Annotated in this window: 12 protein-coding genes; 8 read left to right on the top strand and 4 right to left on the bottom strand. The window is 49.1% G+C overall.

Annotated elements, in window-relative coordinates; translation table 11 throughout:
* Positions 1 to 86: 86 nt before the first annotated feature.
* Positions 87 to 2,345: a Tex family protein gene (locus tag AC4BAN_RS01295; RefSeq protein WP_490562552.1), complete on the bottom strand. Its 2,259-nt coding sequence runs from the start codon at positions 2,343 to 2,345 to the stop codon at positions 87 to 89.
* 828 nt (positions 2,346 to 3,173) lie between these two features.
* On the opposite strand from AC4BAN_RS01295, the gene AC4BAN_RS01300 reads away from it, so the two are divergent.
* Positions 3,174 to 6,809, top strand: a complete 3,636-nt coding sequence (locus AC4BAN_RS01300; protein WP_490562553.1) for a T9SS-dependent M36 family metallopeptidase — start codon at positions 3,174 to 3,176, stop codon at positions 6,807 to 6,809.
* Between the two features lie 162 nt (positions 6,810 to 6,971).
* Here the strand turns inward: AC4BAN_RS01300 and AC4BAN_RS01305 are convergent, their stop codons facing one another.
* Entirely contained in the window at positions 6,972 to 7,799 is an 828-nt protein-coding gene (locus AC4BAN_RS01305; RefSeq protein ID WP_490562554.1) for a transposase, read from the bottom strand.
* Between the two features lie 173 nt (positions 7,800 to 7,972).
* Between AC4BAN_RS01305 and AC4BAN_RS01310 the strand changes: the two genes are divergently transcribed.
* From AC4BAN_RS01310 to AC4BAN_RS01335, 6 genes are all read left to right on the top strand, one after another.
* A complete protein-coding gene (locus AC4BAN_RS01310; RefSeq protein WP_490562555.1) occupies positions 7,973 to 8,119 on the top strand; it encodes a hypothetical protein in 147 nt (48 codons plus the stop codon).
* 254 nt (positions 8,120 to 8,373) lie between these two features.
* Positions 8,374 to 9,903: a glutamine-hydrolyzing GMP synthase gene (guaA, locus tag AC4BAN_RS01315; protein ID WP_490562556.1), complete on the top strand. Its 1,530-nt coding sequence runs from the start codon at positions 8,374 to 8,376 to the stop codon at positions 9,901 to 9,903.
* A gap of 176 nt (positions 9,904 to 10,079) precedes the next feature.
* On the top strand, positions 10,080 to 11,783 hold the full coding sequence (locus AC4BAN_RS01320) for an ABC transporter substrate-binding protein (protein ID WP_490562557.1): 1,704 nt from the start codon (positions 10,080 to 10,082) through the stop codon (positions 11,781 to 11,783).
* A gap of 31 nt (positions 11,784 to 11,814) precedes the next feature.
* The gene (gene hemL, locus AC4BAN_RS01325; RefSeq protein WP_490562558.1) at positions 11,815 to 13,107 is read left to right on the top strand and encodes a glutamate-1-semialdehyde 2,1-aminomutase; all 1,293 of its coding nucleotides are present in this window, start codon (positions 11,815 to 11,817) and stop codon (positions 13,105 to 13,107) included.
* A gap of 87 nt (positions 13,108 to 13,194) precedes the next feature.
* Entirely contained in the window at positions 13,195 to 13,731 is a 537-nt protein-coding gene (gene dcd / locus AC4BAN_RS01330; protein WP_490562559.1) for a dCTP deaminase, read from the top strand.
* A 179-nt stretch (positions 13,732 to 13,910) separates the two neighbouring features.
* Positions 13,911 to 14,396: a DUF4890 domain-containing protein gene (locus AC4BAN_RS01335; RefSeq protein WP_490562560.1), complete on the top strand. Its 486-nt coding sequence runs from the start codon at positions 13,911 to 13,913 to the stop codon at positions 14,394 to 14,396.
* Between the two features lie 92 nt (positions 14,397 to 14,488).
* On the opposite strand, the gene gldC is transcribed toward AC4BAN_RS01335, so the two are convergent.
* Positions 14,489 to 14,833: a gliding motility protein GldC gene (gldC, locus tag AC4BAN_RS01340; protein WP_490562561.1), complete on the bottom strand. Its 345-nt coding sequence runs from the start codon at positions 14,831 to 14,833 to the stop codon at positions 14,489 to 14,491.
* Between the two features lie 76 nt (positions 14,834 to 14,909).
* Between gldC and AC4BAN_RS01345 the strand changes: the two genes are divergently transcribed.
* Positions 14,910 to 15,956: an endonuclease/exonuclease/phosphatase family protein gene (locus AC4BAN_RS01345; RefSeq protein WP_490562562.1), complete on the top strand. Its 1,047-nt coding sequence runs from the start codon at positions 14,910 to 14,912 to the stop codon at positions 15,954 to 15,956.
* A 93-nt stretch (positions 15,957 to 16,049) separates the two neighbouring features.
* Here AC4BAN_RS01345 and AC4BAN_RS01350 read toward each other — a convergent pair whose 3' ends face one another.
* Positions 16,050 to 17,000 carry a LysM peptidoglycan-binding domain-containing protein gene (locus AC4BAN_RS01350; RefSeq protein WP_490562563.1) on the bottom strand — a complete coding sequence of 317 codons (951 nt, stop codon included), beginning with the start codon at positions 16,998 to 17,000 and terminating at the stop codon, positions 16,050 to 16,052.
* Position 17,001: the final 1 nt, after the last annotated feature.

Here is a 17,001-nt window from a genome sequence, read left to right on the forward strand (position 1 = left end):
CCATATTTCACGGATTCATAAAAGCAAAAAGTGCCCTTACTTGTAAGAAATCAGGGCACTTTTTGCTCTTTTAAGGAAGGGCGCGTTTATTTAAACATTCCTTTGAGCTTAGCCAATTTCGCCTGAAAATCATCCAGAGGTTCTTCTTCTTTTTTGTTGCCCACTTTGGAAGGACGGTTTCCACCTCCAGCCAGTTTTACAGCATTCGGATCACCTTTCATACTTAGCGAAATGCGTTTTCGGCTTTCGTCCACCTCCAGAACCGTTACCTCTACCTGTTGCCCTACCTTCACCACATCATGCGGGTTACTCACAAAGCGATCAGAAAGATGGCTGACATGCACCAGCCCGTCCTGGTGGACTCCTAAATCGACGAAGGCACCAAAGGCGGTGATGTTGGTGACGATGCCCGGCAATTTCATGCCTGCCCGAAGGTCTCTCATTTCATTTACGCCCTCTGTAAAACTAAATACCTCAAACGTTTGCCGGGGGTCTCTGCCGGGCTTGGCCAGTTCGCTCACGATATCTTGCAGCGTAGGCAGGCCAACGGTTTCTGTTACATAGTGCTTTAGATTGATCTGCTTGCGCAGCTCCTCTTTTTGTATCAGTTCCTGAACCGTCACCCCCAGGTCTTTCGCCATCTTTTCCACGATCGGATAGCTCTCTGGGTGCACTGCCGAGGCATCGAGTGGGTTTCTTGCATTTCGGATACGCAGGAAGCCCGCTGCCTGCTCAAAAGCCTTGTCTCCCAGTCGGATTACTTTCCTGAGTTCCGCACGGGTTTTGAATGGTCCGTTCTGGTTGCGGTATTCTACAATGTTTTGCGCCAACGCCGGCCCTAGTCCCGACACATAGGTCAGGAGCTGTTTGCTGGCCGTATTCACCTCTACCCCCACGGCATTTACGCAGCTCATCACCACATCATCCAACGAATGCTTCAGTGCCGACTGGTCCACATCGTGCTGGTACTGCCCGACGCCGATGCTTTTAGGGTCAAGCTTCACTAACTCCGCCAGCGGGTCCATGAGCCGGCGGCCAATTGAAACGGCCCCGCGTACGGTCACATCCTGGTCCGGGAACTCCTCGCGGGCTACTTCCGAAGCAGAATAGATGGAGGCTCCGCTCTCGTTCACCATCACCACCTGCACCGATTCGGGCAGTTTCAGGCTTTTCACAAACGTTTCGGTTTCGCGGCTGGCGGTTCCATTGCCGATCGCAATTGCTTCTACCTCAAAGCGGCTGACCAGGTGCTTCACACTCTGCTCTGCATCCATGGCTTTGCCTTGCCCGGTATGAGGGTACACGGTTTCGTTATGCAGGAGCTTGCCCTGCTTATCGAGCACAACCAGCTTACAGCCTGTTCTAAAACCGGGGTCCAGGGCCAATACTGTTTTCTGGCCCAGCGGAGAGGAAAGTAGCAACTGCCGCAAATTATCGGCAAACACACGGATCGCTTCTTCATCAGCGCGTTTCTTTGCGTTTAGGCGCACTTCTGTTTCCATGCTCAGCTTGAGCATACGCTTGTAGCAGTCTTTGGCAGCCAGCTTCACCTGCTCCGAGGCGGCATTGCTTCCCTGCACGAACATATTCTCCAGTTTGGCCAGTGCCAGTTCCTCTTCTGGTTGGGCTGTGAGCATCAGCACCATTTCGGTTTCACCGCGCCTCATAGCCAGAATCCGGTGCGAGGGGGCTTTACTGATGGGTTCTTCCCATTCAAAATAATCCTTGAACTTCTGGCCTTCCTCTTCCTTGCCCAGCATTACACGGCTTTTAAACACGCCCTGCTTCTCAAAAACCTGGCGCATGGTAGCACGTGCTTCGGCATTCTCGTTCATCCACTCGGCCATAATATCGCGGGCACCGGCAAGCGCCTCGGCAATATCTTTTACATCTTTCTCTTCAGATATATACCTGGCGGCCTCTGCCTCCACATCCAGTGCCTCCTGTGCGAAAATACGCGTAGCCAAAGGCTCCAATCCTTTCTCACGGGCAATGGTGGCCTTTGTCCGGCGTTTAGGTTTATAGGGCAGGTAAATATCCTCTAACACGGCCATTGTTTCAGCAGCCATGATCTGTGCCTCCAGTTCCGGGGTCAGCTTTTCCTGTTCACGGATCGATTTCAGGATGCTTGTGCGACGCTTGTCAAGTTCCCGGAGTTGCTCCACCCTGTCACGGATAGACGCGATCTGCACTTCGTCGAGTGAGCCTGTTGCCTCTTTTCGGTAACGGGAAATAAAAGGAACTGTCGCTCCCTCGTCCAGCAACTTAGCGGTAGCTTCTACCTGCTTGATGGTAACAGCTAGTTCTTTAGCAATTTTTAAAAGGTGTTCTAAATTAGGTTCCATATTTTGAGGTAAGACAAGGGTCAGAAGAGATGTTTATAAAATGGCTTAATATAAGCTGACCTGGAAAAAAATCGATGGAGTTTTTTTGGATACGTTTAGCATTCAGGGGCAACTGATTGAGGTTTAAGCCTTGTAAGCCCAAATTTAATGGTTTATGATTAAAACCGAAACAAGTTTTACCGTTTATCGTCAGCCGGCATAAAGGCGACACTGGAGTTTTTCGAAGTTAAATTATGTACCCTACGCAGCTGGAATCCCGGCAGCCGCCCTTTGTATCCCACCCTTTTGAAAAAAATTATGAATAAAAATTAATTTTTTTCAGTGCAATTTTTTCAATACGACCGGTTCTTAAGAACCATTTATAAGCCAAAAGCAAAATAAAAACACATATTGTTTTAATTATATTTTTTTGTTTTGATATCCGCCTTATACCCTTCATTACATTTGCATTATTCTTCATTCTTTCCTGTTTAGGCCCATTTCAAATTTGTGGTTTAAACATCGTTTTATAGGGCTAATGTACGTCCGCATATCGTGCGCCAAGAATCTTAACCTGCTCCAGAAGACACATTAAACAGTCCAAACACGCTTATAAAACAGAAAAGCTATAAATCCAATCTTTGCGTGTAAGCGTACGCAAGACATTACCTTTTTTAAAAACATACATGATGAGGGCTGCATTTAAGTTTACATTAGCAACAAACCTGAAGAAAAAATCGGCAATACAATATTCATATAATCCAAAATATTTACAATAAGTAAACATCATTAAACTAAATAGTATCCAAGCATTCTATGTAACACTTTTATTAATTTATATCAAAGCTTATGAAAAGAATTACTCAGCAAAGTTTGTTATTCCTGACTTGCGCACTCCTGCTTTTCTGCTCAAATGTGGCTCGGGGTCAATCCGCCCTTAACGTTGCCTTAAACCACATTGAACAAAACAAATCCAACTATAATTTAACCACAGCTGATTTGGCCGACTATGTCGTCACGGATCAATACGTTAGTAAAAAAAGTGGCACGACGCACATTTACCTTCGCCAAAGGTTCCAGGGCATAGAGGTAGCGGACGCAAACATCAACATCAACATTGCGAAGGACGGACAGGTGATCAACATGGGCAGCCGTTTTGTGCCTAACCTGCGGGCCGCCATAAAAAGCAATGCTGCGGGCCTTACGCCAGCCCAGGCTGTACAGGCAGCAGCAGGTAACCTGAAACTACAGGTAAAGAATCCCATCATTGTTAAGGAGAAAAAATCGCCTACCGATAAATTGCCCGCGCAGGCTAAGGCTGTTGTGCTAAGCGATGGAGGGATCTCTTTACAACCGATACCAGCAAAGTTGGTGTACCAACAATTAGCCGACGGTTCTGTTCGACTTGCCTGGGAGGTTGCCATCTACCAAACCAATGCTCAGAGTTACTGGAACGTGCGGGTGGATGCGGCCGATGGTAAGATCCTGAAGAAAGAAGACCTGGTAGTGCATGACAACTGGGGTTTGCCAGCTGTAACGGATGTAGCCACTAATGCCGTAGCGCCTTCCAGAAAGTCAGCACCTATGCGTAAGGCAACACCCGGTATTCGCTCTAAGCAGCAGATTCAGCAAGATATGATGACACTGGCAATTGCACCCCGTAGCGTTGCCACTGCAACCGCCGCCACCCTGGCCACCAGCGGAAGCTACCGGATTTTGGATGTACCCTTCGAAACGCCATCACATGGCGAGAGAACGTTGGTAACCGGAAAAGAGAATGCAATAGCCTCCCCTCTTGGTTGGCACAACGATGGCCTCTTGTCGTACACGATCACCAAAGGAAACAATGTGTACGCCTACGAAGACCGGGCTGGTGCAGGTGCAGGCTTAAGCCCAGACGGCGGCGCCAATCTGGTGTTCGACTTCCCGCTGGACTTTACCAAAGAGCCTACCACCTACGTACAGGCAGCCACCACCAACTTATTTTACTGGAACAACATAATGCACGATGTATTCTACCAGTTTGGATTTGATGAGGTGAGCGGTAATTTTCAGCAGCAAAACTTTTCCGGCGCCGGCCAGGGCCTTGACGGCGTGCTGGCAGAGGCGCAGGATGGCGGCGGAACCAATAATGCCAACTTCCTGACACTGCAGGATGGCGTGCCGGGAAGGATGCAAATGTATTTATGGACCTCGGCCCTGCCTGCTCCCTTACTTTTCATCAGCACACCTGCAGGGGTAGCCGGCAGTTACATCGGCATAGAAGCTGCTTTCGGAACATCGCTTGATGAGACAGGGGTAAATGGCAAAATTGTTATGGCCGATCCTAACAACGGTTGCGGGGGCACCCCTGCCTTGCCAAAAGGAGCCGTGCCTGTAGCTTTTAACAACCAGGCGGCCATACAGGGTAACATCGCCCTGATAGACAGAGGCTCCTGCGGCTTTATCGAGAAATGCCAGAATGCCCAGCTATCCGGTGCCACCGCCGTCATTGTAGTCAACAATGTGGAAGGTGACCCTATCTCCATGGGAGGCGATGAGACTGGTGGACTCATTAAGATTCCGGCCATTATGATCAGCAAGGCCGACGGCGATAAACTGAAGACAGCATTGGCAGCCGGCCTTAGCGGCACCCTGAAACGCGATGCCGGAAGCCCCCCACTGCGTGATGGTGACCTGGATAACGGCATTATCGCGCATGAATACGGGCACGGCATCTCTACACGGCTAACCGGCGGGCCAAGTACCCAGTGCCTGAGCGGCGCCGAGCAAGGCGGTGAAGGCTGGAGCGACTATTTTGCCCTGTATATGACCATGCGAACCGGTGATACTGGGCCGCAACGTCGCGGTATTGGCACTTATGTACGCTCTGAAGGCACAGACGGCAATGGCATTCGCCCTTCTCCTTACAGCACCGACATGGCTGTTAATAGCTATACCTACGGCGATGTAGGCAACCCCGAGATTTCAGTACCACACGGTGTAGGTTTTATTTGGGCTACGATGCTTTGGGACATGACCTGGAACCTGATTGACGATTACGGCTATGACGCAGACGTATACAACGGTAAGGGAGGCAACAACCTGGCGCTTCAGCTGGTGATCGATGGCTTGAAGCTACAGCCCTGCAGCCCGGGTTTTGTGGATGCCCGCGATGCCATTTTGGCAGCAGACAGAATAAACAACGGCGGTGCGAACCAATGCGCTATCTGGCGTGCCTTTGCCAAGCGAGGATTGGGGTACAGTGCATCCCAGGGCAGCAACAACGACCTGACCGACGGAGTGGAAGCCTTTGACATGCCGCCTTCCTGCGATCCTAACTTCGCTATCAAACTTAGCGCAAACCCATCACCTGTCGTTGATGGCGGTACACTGACCTATAATATCAGCGTTACCAACAACACCCTCGGCTCGGTTAGCGGCGTGGTAGTAACCAGTCCAATCCCGTCAAGCACATCGTTTGTAAAGGAGGCAACTGGTAAAGACGCGCCTAAACTCGATGGGAACAACGTCATTTTCAAAACAAATAGAATGGGAACGGGAGAAACTACCACCTACTCATATAAAGTAAAGGTTAACAAGGGCCAGGGCACAACAGTGTACTTCCAGGATGATATGGAAAATGGCATCACAAAATGGAAAGCCACCCCGGGAGTTGGCCTGAATAACTGGTCATTAAGTTCTAAAAACGCCCACAGTGGCAGTAAATCATGGTTCGCCCAGGACCCAGACAATTTAAGCGACCAATTCCTGACCACTGCCACTCCGGTGACTATTGGAGAGAATGCGCTGCTCAGGTTCTGGCACAGCTATGCAACCGAGGACGGATTCGACGGTGGTAAAGTTGAGATAAGCACCAACAATGGTCTGACCTGGATCGATCTGGGAAGCAAAATGATTCAGAATGGCTACAACAGTACGATTCCATTAGAGAACGCCTCCACCATTAACGGTCCGGCCTTTTCAGGAGGTAGCAACGGCTACATTCAGACAATTGCGGATTTGAGCAGCTTTGCCGGGCAGAAGGTGTTGATCAGATTCCGCATGGGCTCCGATGTACTTACTGGCGCAACGGGCTGGTACGTGGATGATGTGGACGTTGTCACTAACCCCGTGACGGTAGAAGGTGCTGCACACGTTACCTCCAGATTTGGGGGCAATGCCACGGCCACTGTTGAAACCCTGGTGCTAAAATCAAACACCTTGGTTGCAGCGCAAACCTCGAATGCCATAGCGCCCGATCAAAAAACCATACTTTACCCGAACCCGGCCCAGAAGCAAGTGAGTATACGCTTCGCTAAGGGTACAAAAGGCATGGTGGACGTGAGCGTAGTGAACATGCTTGGTCAGCAGGTAATGCACCAGCAGATCGACGCGAGAGCCGGAACCGTGCTTAATTTAGATAAGCTTGCCAATGGCATTTACTACTTTACAGTAAGTATAGCTGGTAAAGCAGAAACGCATAAATTAGTAATTAGAAAGTAACTGTATACTTGCTATTACAAAAAGGCCGCTGCAATTGTGCAGCGGCCTTTTTTTTGCCGAATCAAAATAGTTATGGTTCATAAAAAAATTAGGCTTAAATATTAAAATACAATTTAACTCTTGCATAATACCTTTTAATACTTTATCTTTCTATGAACCTGTTTAGGGTTTTTCTAATTTCTTAATTTTTCTGATAAAAAGTACTGTGAAAGCCAGGAAGTGGAGTGCGATCCAATTGCTGGCTTTAGTTTCAAACCTGATCAGCAGTGCCTTAAAACTGTCGAGCCAAGCCTGGGCCTGCTCTACCACGTTTCTTCTCTTGTAGAGCTGCTCATCAAAGTACACGTATTCCTCTGCATGTGCCCCATTCCTGAAGTTAAAGGCAATGTTGGCCTCTATCCTGAGCGAGGAGCAGAGCCTTCTGAACTCTTCTGAGTCAAAACCAGCATCTGCATTCAGAAATAAGCCTTCCACTTGCAGACCTGCTTCCTGGAGCAAATCTGCCAGTTCCCCGAAAACCCGCTCGATCTCAAACAGGTCGTGGTGATTGCCGGCCACCGGGCTGGAACAGGCCAGCAAGGTGCCCGTGTCGTCGGAGAGAAACAGGCTGTTGCAGGTCCTGGCTGCTTTCCGGCTCTGAAAGCCGATGCACTCCCCGCCGTTCTTGCACAGGGTCTGGCTGCCATCCAGTTGCACCGAGCAGAGACTGAGCAGCCGGCGCTTTTGCCGCAGTAAATTCACCCATACCCGCCTGAGGCTGCCGTCTGCTGCCCACCGGTGAAAATGGTAATACACCCCTTGCCAGCCAAGGCCACCTGCACCCAACAGCTCGTTGACAGGCAACAAGCGCCACTGGCAGCCCGTTTTAAGCTTATAGAGGATGGCGCCTACTATCTTGCTGACTGGAACATGTACCTGGGGACCGCGTTTGCCAATGCTCAGCTGTGGCACGATCCACTTATTTATGCTATCTTCACTTAAGACTTCCATTGAATTAGTGTTGGGAATGTTCTCGCAAACATTTTTACCCGCCTAATTCTTTGGAAGTTCTAAAACCCTAAACAGCTTCTATAAATAATTCTAAACATAAGTCTCGATGTGGGAGTTTAATAGGTTGGTAACCTACCGGGTAGATTACTCTTGTGCAATTTAATTCGATTAACATGAATTCTTTCACTATTAATATTATCAGCCTGCTGCAAACAAACGCTTTGAGCCGAGCCTTGCAATCAGGGATTGTTTCCGATATCCTGGCCTGGTTATTATCAAGGCCTAAGTTGCAACCGCAACCTATACCTGTTAAAAAATAAGTTGATCATACTTTAACAAAAGCGGCTGCCTTATAAACTGAGAAGCCGCTTTTTTGTTAGCCCGCTTATCGTTTCCCCAACGAGTGTCTGCTGGCTTTATGCTTATATTAGAAAACCGGATCGCCCCATAGCCTGCGTCTTATAGCAGACACACTATGACTCTGACAAGTTGTGTTCCTGGTTCAGGAAGTCCGAAACGCAATCTTATCCCCGATTCTGTTGGTAAATGCTGTAAATCTGCCTTACCTTTGCACATGCCAGAAAAAATTCTCATACTCGATTTCGGCTCCCAATACACCCAGCTAATTGCCAGAAGGGTACGCGAGCTTAACGTATACTGCGAAATTTATCCTTATAACAATGTGCCTGCCCTGGCAGATGATGTTAAAGGAGTGATCCTTTCAGGCAGCCCCTGCTCTGTTCGCGATCCGGAACACCCCACTATCGACCTGAGCCTGTACCTCGGCAAAATCCCTTTGTTGGGTGTGTGCTATGGCGCGCAGCTGCTTGCCCACGAGGCTGGCGGCGAAGTAACCCCTTCCACAACCCGGGAGTATGGCCGTGCCCGCTTAAACGAACTGCATAACCACGACCGGCTACTGAAGGAACTTACCCTTGGTTCAGTTGTCTGGATGTCGCATGGAGATACCATCAGAGAAGCACCCGATAATTTTGAGATCATCGCCAGCACGGAAAGCGTACGTGTGGCTGCCTTTAAACTGCGTGATCAGGAGACCTACGGCATACAGTTTCACCCGGAGGTAACCCACTCCGATGAGGGCAAAACCCTGCTCCGTAACTTTGTAGTGCACATCTGCGGCTGCCAGCAGGACTGGACCTCTGAGCAGTTCATCGAGGCCACCGTATACGGCCTGCAACAGCAATTGGGCAACGACAAGGTGGTACTGGGCTTATCCGGCGGTGTAGACTCCAGCGTGGCTGCCATGCTGATACATGAGGCGATCGGCAAAAACCTTTACTGCATCTTTGTCGACAACGGCCTGCTGCGCAAAGATGAGTTTGCCCAGGTGCTGGACTCCTACAAACACATGGGCCTGAATGTGAAGGGCGTTGATGCCAAAGACAAGTTTTATGCTGCCCTTAGCGGATTAACCGACCCGGAAGAAAAGCGCAAAGCCATCGGGCGCGTTTTTATAGAGGTATTCGATGAAGAGTCTCACCTGATCGAGGATGTGAAGTGGCTTGCTCAGGGCACCATTTACCCAGACGTGATAGAGTCTATGAGTGTGAAAGGGCCTTCTGCTACCATCAAATCGCATCACAACGTAGGCGGATTACCGGATTACATGAAGCTGAAAGTGGTGGAACCGCTCAAGGCCCTCTTTAAAGATGAGGTTCGGCTGGTTGGCAAGGCACTTAAAATAGATGATGCAATTCTGGGCAGGCACCCGTTTCCGGGCCCTGGTCTGGCTATCCGTATCCTGGGCGACGTAACAGCGCAAAAGGTACAGATCTTGCAGCAGGTAGACCATATTTTTATCAGCAACCTAAAGAAAGACGGGCTTTATGACGAGGTTTGGCAGGCAGGCGCTATATTAACCCCGGTGCAGTCGGTGGGCGTAATGGGCGATGAGCGTACCTACGAGAACGTGGTGGCTCTGCGTGCCGTGACCAGCATCGATGGCATGACAGCTGACTGGAGCCGCCTGCCGTATGAATTCCTGGCCAATGTGTCTAATGAGATCATCAACAAGGTAAAAGGTGTAAACCGCGTGGTGTACGACATTAGCTCAAAGCCTCCCGCTACAATTGAGTGGGAATAGCTTTTGACACACAGGCTCCCCGTACACGAAGTTGTTGATCATATGCCGGCTTCCATACGGAATAAAATCGTAGACGCGGCACAGGTTTGGTCCGTTTCCATCCTGGTTGGGCGAACCATGTGGTTTCAGGGAGTTAAGTCTCCGTTTATACTTCGTTTTTCATCTTACCAAAGACCATGAAAAAAAGCATCTGGAAAAACATAACAGGCCTTCTGGTGGCTATTCTGATAACCCTGCCCCTACAGGCACAAACGCAGGACCCAGCCGTTGCTTATAATAACGGGAAGCTGTTGTTGCAACAGCAGCGTTACGACCTGGCCATGGCAGAACTGCTTCCGCTGACTGCATCTTCTCAAAACCAGTATGCCCCGGAAGCAGCTTACCTGTATGCCCTGGCAGCTTTAAAAAGTAATAAACTGAAGCAAGCCTACGACATGCTGCTTTTGTTGCAGAACCAGCATCCCGGTTGGGCGGGCATGCAGGATGCAGATTACCTGCTGGCCAATGTATTGTTTGAACAGGGTGCCTATCAACGCGCCATCAGTAAGTTGCAGGAGCTGGAAGGGAGTACGCTTAGCTCAGATGCTGCGGGACTGAAACGCTATTACCTGGCTAAACTAAACGATAAAGCGCTGTACGAGCAACTGCTTCAGCGCTTCCCCGATGACAAAACAGTGGCGCAGGGATTTGCAGATAAGCTCCTGAGTGGCTGGTACCGCACCCAGGACAGGCAAACGCTGGAAAGCATTGTCTCGCGTTTTAAGCTGGACCGCAACCGCTACCTTAACAAGAACGCCTTGCAAAGCCAGGGTTTTAACGTGGCTTTGCTCCTGCCTTTCCAGCTAAACCAGGATCCGCAACAAACGGCTCGTAAAAGCCAGTTTGTAACCGACCTGTATGCTGGCATGAAACTGGCGCAGGACTCACTTCAAAAACAGGGCATCAGGATCAACCTGTATACGTACGATACCAGTGCCGACACCATGAGCGTGAAGCGCGTGCTGGATATGCCTGAGTTGAAGCAGATGGACCTGGTGGTGGGGCCAATCTACAAATCCACGGCCAAGGTGGCGGCCCGCTTTGCGGCACAGCAAAATGTAAACGTAATAAACCCACTTTCACAGGATTTGGACATGGTGCGCGGCAATCAGAATGCTTTCCTTTTTGAATCCTCAGCCGCTACGCAGGCCCGGCAGGCTGCAACCTATGCCTATCAGAACTTTTCGCCTAAAACCGCCATCATCCTTTTTGAAAACACGAAAGAGGATACGCTGTTTGCCTCGGTATACCGGCAGCAATTTCAGCAACTAGGCGGCAAGGTTAAGACTTACAGAAAGCTGAACTCTACCCAGACCACGGCTACGGCTGCTGTCTTCAACGGCCTTAATTTACAGGATGTAGGCCACTTAGCTGTTTTTTCAGATAAGATGACGGCTGCCGTGAACGCCACCAGCCTGCTGCAAGGCAGGTCTTCGAAAACACCCCTGATCACGTACGAAAAGTGGCTGGATATAAACCAGATAACACTTCGCCAGCTCGACGACCTGGAAGTATACTTTATCAGTCCCAAATATTTCAATACCCTGAACCCGGCCTATGCTGCCTTCAGGGGCAAATATATCCAGCAGTATCACCTGCCTCCTTCGGTGTATGCCCGTGCCGGGTTTGAAATGCTCTTTTATTTCGGTAACCTGCTACAGAGCTACGGTCCGCAGTTTAGCCAGCAATTAACGGCTACGGGTATCAGGCCCGGCATTATTTACCCTGGTTTAGGTTACTCGGACCCAAACAGCCGTAATCAGCTACGCCAAGACAACCAGTATGTACCCATCACGAAACTCGATAACCTGCAACTGAGCATCGTAAATCCGGTTTTTTAACACTCCTTCACCTCCTTGACCTTTTTTACCCATGATAAAAGCACCTGTTAGCAACGAGCTTTTCCAACGCGCACAACACAGTATTCCTGGGGGAGTCAACTCTCCTGTCCGGGCCTTTAGAGCAGTGGGCGGTAATCCCCGCTTTATGAAGTCGGCAAAAGGGCCCTACATGTACGACGAGGACGGAAACCGTTACATAGACTTCATCAATTCCTGGGGCCCTATGATACTGGGGCATGCTGCTGAAGTAGTGCAGGAGGCTGTTATAAAGGCTATTCCGGATTCGCTTTCGTTTGGGGCGCCTACCCGCAAAGAAATAGAGATTGCCGAGCTTATCGTGAGCATGGTACCAAGCATCGAGAAAGTGCGCATGGTAAACTCCGGCACCGAGGCCACGATGTCGGCTATACGCGTGGCGCGCGGGTTTACTGGCCGCGACAAAATAATTAAGTTCGAAGGCTGTTACCATGGGCATGGCGACTCCTTTCTGATATCTGCCGGCAGTGGGGCCATTACGCTGGGGGTGCCCGATAGCCCGGGCGTTACCAAAGGCACTGCCAACGACACCCTTACGGCTCCTTATAATAACCTGGATGCAGTTAAACTGCTGACAGAGGCCAACAAGGGTCAGATTGCGGCCATCATTCTGGAGCCAGTTGCGGGTAACATGGGCTTGGTAACCCCTGCCGCCGGGTTTCTGCAAGGGCTACGCGACCTGTGCGACAGGGAGGGAATCGTTTTGATCTTTGATGAGGTAATGACCGGTTTTCGGTTAGCCCCCGGCGGAGCACAGCAGCTTTACGGAGTTACGCCTGACATAAGTACCCTGGGCAAGATCATCGGCGGTGGCATGCCTGTAGGCGCCTACGGCGGACGAAAAGAGCTGATGGACTATGTAGCCCCAGCCGGGCCGGTGTACCAGGCAGGAACATTATCCGGTAACCCGATTGCCATGTCGGCGGGCATAGCCATGCTTACTTACTTAAACGAACACCCCGAAGTATACCAGCAACTGGAACAAACCACTGCCCGACTTATAGAGGGAATGCAAAACAACATGCAGCAATTAGGGTTGCGATACACCATTAACCGGGTGGGCTCCATGTTTAGTATTTTCTTCACAGAGCAGGCCGTAACTGATTTCGACAGCGCTAAAACTTCTGATACAGGCTTGTTTGGGCGATACTTTAATGCCATGCTCGAAAGAGGCATTTATTTGGCACCCTCACAGTATGAGGCCTTGTTTGTGTCAACCGCTATCAGCGAAGAACAAACAGAAAAATACCTGCAGGCAAACCTGGAATCGCTGAAAGCAGCACTTTAATTCGTGTTACGAGCAACGAAAAAATTAAATCGGTTAAAGAATTATAGCCCCTTTTCCATACCTTTATAACCGGATATTCTCATCAACATGATATTAACTGATAAGCAGATTTTAGCGGAAATAGAAAAAGGCACTATTCTGGTAGAACCTTTTGACCGTGCCTGCCTGGGTACCAACTCCTACGATGTGCATTTGGGTCGCTACCTGGCCAATTACAAAGATGAGGTGCTGGATGCCCGCAAGCACAACGAGATTGATGTGTTTGATATACCGGAGGAGGGTTTTGTATTGCAGCCTGGCAAACTTTACCTGGGTGTGACGAAGGAATACACGGAGACTCATGCACATGTACCTTTTTTGGAGGGAAAGTCAAGCGTTGGACGTTTGGGCATTGATATTCATGCCACAGCTGGCAAAGGCGATGTCGGCTTTTGCAATACCTGGACCCTCGAGATCTCCGTGTCGCAACCCGTTCGGGTTTACCACGCCATGCCGATCGGACAACTCATTTACTTTGAGGTAAAGGGCGGCATTGAGAATTACTATAACACAAAAGCCAACGCGAAGTATAATAATCGCACTATTACGCCCGTAGAATCCATGATGTGGATGAACGATTGGTAATTAAACCTTTCATATATTTAAAAAGCCGATTTATACGCATAAATCGGCTTTTTTGGCATAATATCTGCACTATATTAGACATTAGTAACTTACTTCATATTTCGGAATCATTTGATTTTTAGATACGTTGAAAGGTACATAAGCAAACATGAACTATAAAACTATAGAAAGGATATAAAATGAAAAAGCGACTGGCAACAATGTGTATGATAGTGGGATTCGCTGGAGTATCTCACGCAAAGAGTGAAAACAACACAGGCGATAACAGAAATGTAAAACTGGATAAGAAGCTTGCCATGGTGGCAGATAAAAGAGCCGATTATGTGTCCAATAGAATGATCCGTGACCTCGGTTTAAATAATTACCAGTCACGTAAAATGAGAGAGATCAACAAGGACGTAGTAGCTAAAAAAATGGCTATCGAGACAGAGTTCGCCGGAGATCAGGCAATGATCAATCAAAAATGCAAAGAAATTTGTGATGTGAGAGATCAACAGCTAGAAAAGGTGTTAAGCACAAAGCAGTATAACGATTATTTCGGTGACCGTAAAATTTACAACCAGACCGAAGAAGAATTTATGGCAAGCTTAGAAACCCCGAATAGCGGTGATCAGGCTGCTGCCTCTAACGCTGCTCCATCTGAAAGTACTGCAAGCAGCAAGTAATATTGAATACAGCACTTTTAGTGTTAACCATACAGCAATAAAAAAGGGAACCGCCTCTCGGAGGCGGTTCCCTTTTTTATTGCTGTATGGTTTTATCCGTTGGTGTCTTTCTTTTTCTCTTCTTCCAAATGCTGCATCAACTCCTCGCATAAATCACGCATTTTTTTGGCCATAACATTGTCGCTGGTAGCGGTTGCCACGCTTTGGGCCATAGCCCCGATGGTGTCTATGTAGAAATATTTCATCTCATCCACGGGCATGTCCTTGGTCCAAAGATCAATTTTCATGGTGCCCGCCTCATCCCGATCCCAAAGTGAAATGTTTATCGCCTTGGCAAAATGGATCTTCTCACCAGCATCGGTGGCCCGCCAGCTGATCGCTTCCGGCACACTGTTATCGTCTAAGGCTATGCTAAAGTATATTTCGGACTTTTTCATTTTCTAAGTAATTAAACTTTATAGGGTATGTTACTCGTAATATCAGTGAATAAATATATAGGTACAAAGTTAAAGGATGCGCTACGGAATAAAAACTCTCTTACTTATTTTTACCCTATCTACCCTTGTTGGCTGCTCCAGGCTGCCCGGCGGTGGCAGGCAGGCAAAACTGCACACCATCGCGTTTTACAACGTTGAGAAGCTGTTCGACACCGCCAATGACCCTGCCACAAACGATGATGCTTTTACACCAACCGGCGATATGCAATGGACGGAGGAGAAGTATGATAGAAAAATACAGCACATTGCCAGCGCAATAGCCCATATAGGCAATACCAACGGCCCCGCTATCATAGGGTTAAGCGAAGTGGAGAACAGAAAAGTGATACAGGACCTTATCTCCTCCCCCGCCCTCAGAAAAGAGAAGTATAGCGTGGTACACTACGATATGCAGGACGAACAAGGCCTGGATATAGCGCTACTTTACAAACCCAGGTTGTTTAAAGTAACTGATTCTCAGCGCATAAAAATTGATTACGGCAAATCGAAGTATGCCTCACGGGATATTATGCAGATAAGGGGCGAGTTACAGGGCCAGGAGCTCACGATTTTCCTGAACCACTGGCCACCCCGTACACGCACGCGCCGCGGCCTGCAGGATGACAGCAGGTTGCGCGCTGCGGCTGCCACACTCCGGAAACGAATAAACGCCTTGCAGGCAGCCGATGCGGGGGCTCGCATTGTTGTGATGGGTGATTTTGATAGCGAACCACGCACAGCTGTCATGCAACAGGTGCTAAAAGCTACAGGACGCCCAAACCCAGCCTACCCGGATGAATTGTTTAACACCTTCTTTCTGCCCTATGTGAACGGGCTAGGCAGCTACTACAGCCGTGGCGACTTTAAGATGCTCGATCAGATCCTGATCTCCAAATCTTTGGTAGACGGCCAGGGGCTCGAGTATGTAAGAGGCTCTGCGCAGATCCACGCCCCCGAAAGCCTGAAGTTTTTGTATGGTAAGTATAAAAATACCCCTTTTAGCACCTTTTCAGGTAAAACATACTTTGGCGGTTACAGCGATCACTTTCCGATCTACATTAAAGTTAGGAAAGCAAAACGCTAGTTTAGCTACTCTCCTTCAGTGGGGGGCTGATAAAAAAAGGGAGCCTGCACGTATGGTGCAGGCTCCCTTTGTACCTATTTGCAGACTTTCCTGTTAAGGCATGTACGACAGGTCTACTCTGAATTTCTGGTCAACGGCACCCAGTTTCTGATAAGCCTTCTTTGAGATCCGGACGATTACTTTTTCGTTTGCGCCAGTGTCGGGAAGTTTGCCGATTACGCGAACATAGACCACCTGGTCGTTCATGGCGTTTTTCACTTGCATGATTGTGCCCACCGGAGCAGTTTTATGCAGCGCCAGGTATTTGCTGGTATCCCCTTTTGGGTCAATCATCTCTGCCATGCCGCTTTCAAGTACCCGTTTCATCACGCTGTTTTCGGCGTCTTCTTTTTCTTCTATTCGGGTGCTGGTCGGCGCTGCAGCAGGTTCCGTTTTTGAGGCTGCCGCAGCAGGTCCTGATGGCGTTGCTTCCGTTGCTTTCGGTGCGGCCATCTCATCGTCCGGTTCAGGCATGTAAACCGGTTTTTTAGTAGCAGAAGCCATGCCCTTGCCCACGATCAGCTGTGAGCCCAGGCTGATGCTATTATCTTTCAGGTTGTTCCATTGCTTGATCTCCTCCACACTCACATTATGCAGGCGTGAGATAGCGTATAAAGTTTGACTTGGTGCAACCGTGTGCAACTTATTGCCTGTCTCGTTAACCGTAAAGGTCCTGTTGCTTGCCGAAGCGCTATTAGCACTGGTTTTTGCCACCGAAGCGACGGCATTGGCATCCATGCTTTTACGGGGGATCAGGACGATCTCGCCAATGCGGATGGTCGCCTCTACCCGTGGGTTGGCATCCACGATCTGAGAAACCGGGATACTGTATTTGCGGGAAAGGGCGTAAAGCGTTTCTTTGGGCTCTACTTTGTGCTGTAGAAACAACTTCCCGTTTTTGCGTTCCACACCTACAGAGTCACGAACAGCGGAAAAATCGGATGCTTTTACTGTAAAAGAGAGCAAGGGCGTTACGATCAGCGTAACAATTAAAGATCGAACCATG

The organism is Pontibacter sp. GD13 (genome assembly GCF_058216355.1).